General features: G+C 60.7%; 6 protein-coding genes. 4 read left to right on the forward strand and 2 right to left on the reverse strand.

Annotated elements, in window-relative coordinates; all coding sequences use genetic code 11:
- Window positions 1–2 precede the first annotated feature (2 nt).
- Window positions 3–1,187: an amino acid ABC transporter permease gene (locus WA145_RS06200; protein ID WP_422580729.1), complete on the reverse strand. Its 1,185-nt coding sequence runs from the start codon at window positions 1,185–1,187 to the stop codon at window positions 3–5.
- 101 nt (window positions 1,188–1,288) lie between these two features.
- Window positions 1,289–2,317, reverse strand: a complete 1,029-nt coding sequence (locus WA145_RS06205) for an amino acid ABC transporter substrate-binding protein (protein ID WP_422580730.1) — start codon at window positions 2,315–2,317, stop codon at window positions 1,289–1,291.
- 478 nt (window positions 2,318–2,795) lie between these two features.
- Here WA145_RS06205 and WA145_RS06210 point away from each other — a divergent pair, with 478 nt between their 5' ends.
- From WA145_RS06210 to WA145_RS06225, 4 genes are all read left to right on the forward strand, one after another.
- Window positions 2,796–3,530, forward strand: a complete 735-nt coding sequence (locus WA145_RS06210; RefSeq protein ID WP_422580731.1) for an alpha/beta hydrolase — start codon at window positions 2,796–2,798, stop codon at window positions 3,528–3,530.
- A gap of 22 nt (window positions 3,531–3,552) precedes the next feature.
- The gene (locus WA145_RS06215; RefSeq protein ID WP_422580732.1) at window positions 3,553–5,454 is read left to right on the forward strand and encodes an acyl-CoA synthetase; all 1,902 of its coding nucleotides are present in this window, start codon (window positions 3,553–3,555) and stop codon (window positions 5,452–5,454) included.
- 197 nt (window positions 5,455–5,651) lie between these two features.
- A complete protein-coding gene (locus WA145_RS06220; RefSeq protein WP_422580733.1) occupies window positions 5,652–6,590 on the forward strand; it encodes a GGDEF domain-containing protein in 939 nt (312 codons plus the stop codon).
- A gap of 313 nt (window positions 6,591–6,903) precedes the next feature.
- Window positions 6,904–7,780 (forward strand): dipeptidase (locus tag WA145_RS06225; protein WP_422580734.1); only part of this gene is annotated, 877 nt, incomplete at its 3' end.

Here is a 7,780-nt window from a genome sequence, read left to right on the forward strand (position 1 = left end):
CCTTACCGCTCGATCAGCGCAATGCGCTTGTTGTACCAGTTCATCAGCATGGAAATGCTGATACTGATCGCCAGGTACACACTCATGGTGATGGCAATCACCTCGATCGCTTGCCCGGTCTGGTTGAGTACCGTACCGGCGAACAGCGAGACCATGTCCGGATAACCGATACCGGCGGCCAGCGAGGAGTTCTTCGCCAGGTTGAGGTATTGACTGGTCAGCGGCGGAATGATCACCCGCAGCGCCTGCGGAATAATCACCAGACGCAGGATCTTACCGGCCGGCAGGCCCAGGGAGCGCGCCGCCTCGGTCTGCCCGTGGCTGACCGCCATGATCCCGGAACGCACGTTCTCGGCGATAAAGGCGGCGGTGTAGATGGTCAACGCCAGGGTCAACGCCATCAGCTCGGGGATGAGCACCCAACCGCCACGGAAGTTGAACCCGCTCAGTTCCGGCACACTCCACTGCAGCGGGTTACCGCCCAGCAGAATTGCCAGGCCTGGCAGGCCGATCAGCAGCGGTATAGCGCCCAGAGACACCGGGAAGTACTTGCCGGTGGCCTCAAAGCGCGCCTTCGACCAACGCGACAGCAGCACCACGCCGATGATCGCCACAATCACCGCCCCGGCAAACAGACTGAAGCTGTCGCTCGGGCTTGGAGCCGGCATATACAGGCCACGGCTATTGAGGAAGAACGTCTCGCCAACGCCCATGCTCTGCCGCGGTCCTGGCAGGGAGAGCATCACGGCGAAGTACCAGAAGAAGATTTGCAGCAGCGGCGGGATATTACGGAACGTCTCGATGTACACGGTGGCCAGCTTGCTGATCAGCCAGTTGGGCGACAGCCGCGCGACGCCGAGCAGAAAGCCCAACAGCGTCGCCAGGACAATACCAATCACCGACACCAGCAAGGTGTTGAGCAAGCCGACGACGAATACCCGGCCGTAGGTGTGGCTTTCGTTGTAGTCGATCAGGCTTTGCGCAATGCCGAAGCCGGCACTGTTGTTGAGAAAGGAAAAGCCCGAGGTGATCCCGCGTTTCTCCAGGTTGGTCTGGGTGTTGTCAAACAGAAACCAGCCGAGCGCCACAACGGCGATAACGGCAAGAATTTGAAATAGCCAGGCACGCACCTTGGGGTCGGTCCAAACCGATCCACCAGGGCGCGGGACATTTGCAGTGGTTTGCATAGGAGCCCTCTTGGAACCCTTATGCCCGCATCAGCGGGCATAAGGTTCACATCAATCAGAACAATGCCAGCCACTCAGGACGAGGGGCTGGCAGCGGACGGTCAGCGCACCGGCGGTGCGTACTGCAGACCACCCTTGTTCCACAGGGCGTTGAGGCCACGTTCGATCTTCAGCTCGCTGCCGGTACCGACGTTGCGCTCAAAGCTTTCACCGTAGTTGCCCACTTGCTTGATGATCTGTACGGCCCAGTCTTTCGGCAGTTTCAGGTCTTTGCCGAATTCACCTTCGGCACCGAGCAGACGCGCTACGTCGGGGTTCTTGGTGGATTTGGCTTGCTCTTCGACGTTGGCCGAGGTGATGCCCAGCTCTTCGGCGTTGACCATCGCGTACAGCGACCAGCGCACGATGTCGAACCACTCCTCGTCACCCTGGCGTACGACCGGGCCCAGGGGTTCTTTCGAGATCACTTCCGGCAGTACCACGTAGGAGTCTGGATCGGCCAGCTTGATGCGCTGAGCATACAGCTGCGACTGGTCGGAGGTCAGCACGTCGCAACGGCCGGCTTCAACCGATTTGGCACTCTCGTCGGAGGTATCGTAGGTGATCGGGGTGTACTTCAGGTTATTCGCGCGGAAGTAGTCGGAAAGGTTCAGCTCGGTGGTAGTACCTGCCTGGATGCAGACAGTTGCGCCGTCGAGTTCTTTAGCGCTGGAAACGCCAAGTTTCTTGTTAACCAGGAAGCCTTGACCGTCGTAGTAGTTAACGCCGGCAAAGTTCAGGCCCAGGCCCGAATCGCGCGAGCTGGTCCAGGTGGTGTTACGCGAGAGGATGTCGACTTCGCCAGACTGCAGCGCGGTGAAGCGCTCTTTGGCGGTCAGCGGGCTGTACTTGACCTTGGTGGCGTCACCGAATACGGCGGCAGCTACGGCACGGCAGGTATCGACGTCGAGACCCAGGTAGTTACCCTTCTCATCGGCGTAAGAGAAGCCAGGCAGACCATCGCTGATACCGCACTGTACGAAACCTTTCTTCTGGATCGCGTCCAGGGTAGCGCCTGCTTGAGCAAAACTGCTGACACCGAGAACAGCGGCGGTGGTCAGTACTGCCAATGTGGATTTCACCATCTTCATTAAAACCTCCAGTTGCTTTTGTTGTGTTTGGAGTCTCGGTTCTACCACCGTACCCTTATGGGGCTCGTTGACTGTGTCGGCAGCAACACACCCAACCGGGGATCAAACCTTAGTTCGAGTCTAGTTGCCGATTGCTCCAACGGCCATAAACTCGCACCCGCCCATTATTTGAATGAGCTAGAGACAGATAGCAAGTGACTTGTCGCACAGCATGCAGCGCCTGGCGAACCTGTAAAACGCCGGCTAAGGCATTTTAGTCTGTTGCGCGCCCAGTTGAGTGGCAGTGTTACCACGACCCGGCCGCTTCATCAGTCCCGAGGGTATATAGCAAGGCCCGTACCAGCGCCGCGCTTTGAGCACCATACGGACAGGTCAAGAGCAAAACTTGCACGCTGGCGACATCTTCTTTCTAGAATCACCCTCAGCTAAATTTTCCCGCGCTCTAAATCAGCGCGCATGCACCACAGCGGAGCCCTAAATGAGTGACCCCTTGATTCTTCAGCCCACACTTGCCGCCGACGCGTGCGTCATTTGGTTGCACGGCCTGGGTGCCGACCGCTACGACTTTATGCCCGTAGCCGAGATGCTCCAGCAACGGCTGCACAGCACCCGCTTCGTTTTGCCGCAAGCGCCGACCCAGGCAGTGACCATCAACGGCGGCTACGCCATGCCCAGTTGGTACGACATCCTGGCCATGAGCCCGGCGCGGGCGATCAACCGTGAGCAGCTGGAAGCCTCGGCGCAGCAAGTGATCGCGCTGATCGAAGCGCAGCGTGACAGCGGTATTGATCCTGCGCGCATCGTTCTCGCCGGCTTTTCCCAGGGCGGCGCCGTGGTGCTGCACACCGCCTTCCTGCGCTGGCAGTTTGCCCTCGGTGGGGTCATCGCCCTGTCAACCTACGCACCTACGTTCGGCGACGACATCAAGCTGGCGGATACAAAAAATGCTCAGGAACCATTTTTGACGTCGCGCAGCGACGGCCCGCAGGGTACCGGCCAGGGATGGCCGGATACAAAAAAACAACTGCCGGTCCTGTGTTTGCATGGCACATTCGACGACATAGTTCTGCCGGCCATGGGCCGCGCAGCCCATGACTACCTAAGCGCCTCCGGCGTCAACGTGCAATGGCGTGATTACCCCATGGGCCACGAAGTGGTGAATGAGGAAATCCGCGACATCGCCGACTGGCTGGAGCAACGCTTCACCAGTTGACTGTCTGCGAGCGAGAACACCTATGCCTGCCATCCCTGCGATCAAGACCCTGCGCGATATTCAGCTGATCGAGCAAACCCCACTGGCCGAGCGCGACCTGCCGGCCAGCACCTATGAGTTGATCCGCCGCAGCGCCGCGCGGCAAGCGGATGCGCCGGCACTCTCGTTTATCCTCCAGGGCACGGCTGATGAGGCGGCTTACCGCCTCAATTATGGGCAACTGCTGGGCAAGATTACCCAGACCGCCAACGCCTTCCACCGCCTGGGCCTGCGCCCGGGCAAGGCGGTGTCGTTTCTACTGCCCAACCTGCCGCACAGCCACTTCACCATCTGGGGCGGCGAAGCGGCCGGGATCGTCAATGCGATCAATCCACTGCTCGATCCGGAACATATCGCCGAGCTGATTCAAGCCTCGGACTCCGAGCTGCTGGTCACCCTGGCGCCCTTCCCCGGCACCGACCTGTGGGCCAAGGTCGAAGGTCTGCGCGCGCAGCTGCCAGCGCTCAAGGCAATTATCTGCGTGGACATGGCCAACCTGCTGCCGGAGCCGCAGCGCAGCGCGATCAAAGTGCAGCGCGGCCCACTGCCAGAAGGCGTGCTGGATTTCGATGAGCTGATCGCCAGCTGCCCGGATGATCACCTGGAAAGTGGCCGCGTCATCGCTCCGGACGACATTGCCAGCTACTTCCACACCGGCGGCACCACCGGCACGCCGAAGCTCGCGCCACACAGCCACGGCAACGAAGTGGCCATGGCCTATAGCATGAACCTGGTCACCGGCTTCGCGCCGGGCGATGTCACCCTCTGCGGCCTGCCGCTGTTTCACGTCAACGGGGTGATCGTTACCGGCCTCACCGCCTTTATCGGCGGCGCCGAAGTGCTACTGGCCACCCCGCAGGGCTATCGCAACCCCAACCTGATCGGCAATTTCTGGACGATCATCGAACGCTACAAGGTCAGCTTCTTCAGCGGTGTGCCGACCATCTATGCCGGTCTGCTGCAGGTGCCGAGCGAAGGCCATGACCTCAGCTCGCTGAAATACGCGCTGTGCGGCGCCGCACCGATGCCGGTGGAGCTGATTCGCCAGTTCGAAAGCAAAACCGGGCTGACCCTGATCGAAGGCTACGGCCTCACCGAAGGCACCTGCGGCAGCTGCGCCAACCCGCCTGCCGGTGAGCGCCGCGCCGGCTCTATCGGCCTGCCGATGCCCTATTGCGCGGTGAGCATCAAAGTGCTCGACGAACAAGGCAACTATCTAAGAGAGGCCAATCGCAATGAAATCGGCAACCTGTGCATCCGTGGCGCCACGGTGTTCAAGGGTTACCTGCAAAGCAGCAAGAACGCCGGCATCTGGGTCGACGGCGACTGGTTCAACACCGGCGACCTGGGTCGCGTGGATGCCGATGGCTATATCTGGCTGACCGGGCGCAGCAAGGACCTGATCATCCGTGGCGGGCACAATATCGACCCGCAGATGATCGAAGAAGCGCTGCACAAACACCCAGCCGTGGCCATGGCCGCAGCGGTCGGCAAGCCGGATGAAAAGGCCGGCGAACTGCCAGTGGTGTACGTGCAACTCAAGCCCGGCGCGAAGGTTAGCGAAGCCGAACTGCTGACCCATGCTGCCGAACACATCCCCGAGCGTGCAGCGATCCCCAAGGATGCCTGGATCATCGATGCCATCCCGCTGACCGCCGTGGGTAAAACCTTCAAGCCGGCGCTGCGCTTCGACGCCATTGCCCGCGTCTATCAGGCCGCGCTGGCGGAGCTGGATGCACGCCTGCGCGTGACAGTGCTCAGCGATGACACGCGAGGCCAGGTCGCCCATATCTACCTGCCCAACGATCAGGCAGCACTGGCTGAGGCCGTAACCCGGCGCCTGGCCGGCTTTGCCGTAGTCATAGAACTGCACCCCAGCGCGTAAGCAAGTGCTGGCGCAAGGATCGCGCAAGAATTGTGACCGACCATTCAACTTTAGTACCACCGGTCGCCCGCGCGTCCGACAAGGATTGTCAGGCCACAGGCAGCGGAATATGTTCAGGCTTGGTGTTCGCCCTTAATGCAGGGAGCGTTAGCGATGACCAACATCCCCAAACCACAACAGTCACACCTGCCGATCCAATGAAAAACGCCAAATGGCAGGCTGACCTGCAGCAACTTCGCCACCTGCGACTGTTCAATAACGTCGCGGCCAGCAGCGTCAGCCAGCTGCTCAAGGAGTTCCGCGCCTGCGACCTGGAAGCCGGCGAAGTACTGCTGTCGCCCTTCAACCGCAACCAGTACCTCTACCTGCTGCTCAAGGGCCAACTCAAGGTCTACCTCGGCTCGCTCGACGGCCAAGCCGTCAGCACGCTGAAAGTCGGCGACTGCGCGGGCGAAATCAGCTTTATCGACAATGATCACCCTTCTGCCTATGTAGTGGCGACCGAGCCGTGCTGCGTGCTGCGTCTGCACCGCGAATCGCTGTTTAACCTGTTCCAGCAATCGCCCGAGCTGATGCAGAACATGCTCGAACTGCTCTGCGATCGTGTGCGCAAAGGCAACCGGATCATCCTCGACAGCGAGCAAACGGCCAATATCGACGCCCTCACCGGCGCCTACAACCGTCGCTGGCTAGAACATATCTTCGAGCGCGAAAGCACCCGCAGCGCCTTCAATGGCAAACCGCTGTGCATGCTGATGCTGGATGTCGACCACTTCAAAGCCTACAACGACCAGCACGGCCACCTGGCGGGCGACTACGCCCTGTGCCTGGTGGCGCACACCCTGCGCAACCAGCTAAGACCCAAAGACAGCCTGACCCGCTTCGGCGGCGAAGAGTTCGTCATTCTGCTGCCGGAAATCGGCCTGGATGAAGCCCGCAGCATCGGCGAACGGCTGCGCCTGGCGCTGCGCCATGTCAGCTCGTTCCACTCACCGATTGGCGTGTTGCCAGGGGTGACCGTATCCATTGGCCTGGCGCAGATGCAACCCAAAGACAGCCTGCAGGGCGTGATCGCCCGCGCCGACAGCGCGCTGTATCAGGCCAAGCAGCAAGGCCGCGACTGCCTCTGCGGCTAGCCAGCAGCGCTGCATCCAGCCATCACATTTCCCACTCACCCTTGCTAGAGTGCTGCGCATAAGAGCCTATTCACGATCTCGCGAGCTAGAGTCATGCAAGGCGCTACGTTAGTAACAGCCTTCGGCTGGTCAAAACAGACGAGGAAGCGGAGTGTACTTTTGTACATGAGCATTACTCGTTTCACTCGCCCCGCGGGTCGCGCTAAAGCGCGTTAGCCGCAAGCGGCTTCCGAGCCTGTTTTTAACGCCGCAGGGCCGACGCGCAGCAGATCGGGAACAGGCTCTAACAACAACGCCCGGATGGCACTTTTATATGCGCAAAATTCTGCTTACCCTGCTGATAATCCTGTTGATCGCCGCAGGCAGTGTGCTTGCCCTGCCCTCCTTGCTTGACCGCAAGATGAACAGCGTCGCATCCCCTGCCCCCTATCCCGCCAGCGAGCCGGCCAACCAGCTGCATCAGCAACTGTTTATTGCCGACTTGCATGACGACGTGCTGCTATGGGAGCGCGACCTGCTCAAGCGCTACGACTTTGGCCACTCCGACCTGCCGCGCATGCTCGAAGGCCGTGTCGGCCTGCAGGTGTTCTCCACCGTGACCAAGACGCCGCGTGGCATCAACTATGAACGCAACAGCGGTGAGACCGACAACATCACCCTGCTGGCCATGGCCCAGCGCTGGCCCAAAGCAACCTGGAGCAGTCTGCTGCAACGCGCGCTCTACCAGGCGCACAAGCTCAACGAGGCCAGCGCCAACAGCGACGGCCGCCTGGTACTGATCAGAACCCGCAGCGACCTGGCCAGCTTTGTCAGCGCCTGGCAGCAAGACCCACAACGCGTAGCGGCGATTCTCGCCACCGAAGGCCTGCAACCGATCGAGAATAAACTGGAGAACGTCGATGCGCTGTATGACGCAGGCTTTCGCATCACCGGCCTGACCCATTTCTTCGATAACGAAATCGGCGGCTCGGCCCACGGTTTGGAAAAAGGCGGCCTGACCCCACTGGGCCGCCAGGTGATCAAGCGCCTGGAGGAAAAAGCCATGCTGATCGACCTGGCCCACGCCTCGCGCCCGCTGATCGATGATGTACTGGCCATCAGCACGCGCCCGCTGCTGGTGTCCCACACAGGCGTCGAAGGCACCTGCACAGGCACGCGCAACCTCAGCGACCAACACCTGCAAGGCATCG

It is taken from the genome of Pseudomonas sp., assembly GCF_049301935.1.
In the GTDB taxonomy this organism is placed as follows: domain Bacteria; phylum Pseudomonadota; class Gammaproteobacteria; order Pseudomonadales; family Pseudomonadaceae; genus Aquipseudomonas.

Coding starts and splice junctions, on each gene's coding strand:
- WA145_RS06200 (WP_422580729.1), bottom strand. CDS start 1,187: ATGCAAACCACTGCAAATGTCCCGCGCCCTGGTGGATCGGTTTGGACC.
- WA145_RS06205 (WP_422580730.1), bottom strand. CDS start 2,317: ATGAAGATGGTGAAATCCACATTGGCAGTACTGACCACCGCCGCTGTT.
- WA145_RS06210 (WP_422580731.1), top strand. CDS start 2,796: ATGAGTGACCCCTTGATTCTTCAGCCCACACTTGCCGCCGACGCGTGC.
- WA145_RS06215 (WP_422580732.1), top strand. CDS start 3,553: ATGCCTGCCATCCCTGCGATCAAGACCCTGCGCGATATTCAGCTGATC.
- WA145_RS06220 (WP_422580733.1), top strand. CDS start 5,652: ATGAAAAACGCCAAATGGCAGGCTGACCTGCAGCAACTTCGCCACCTG.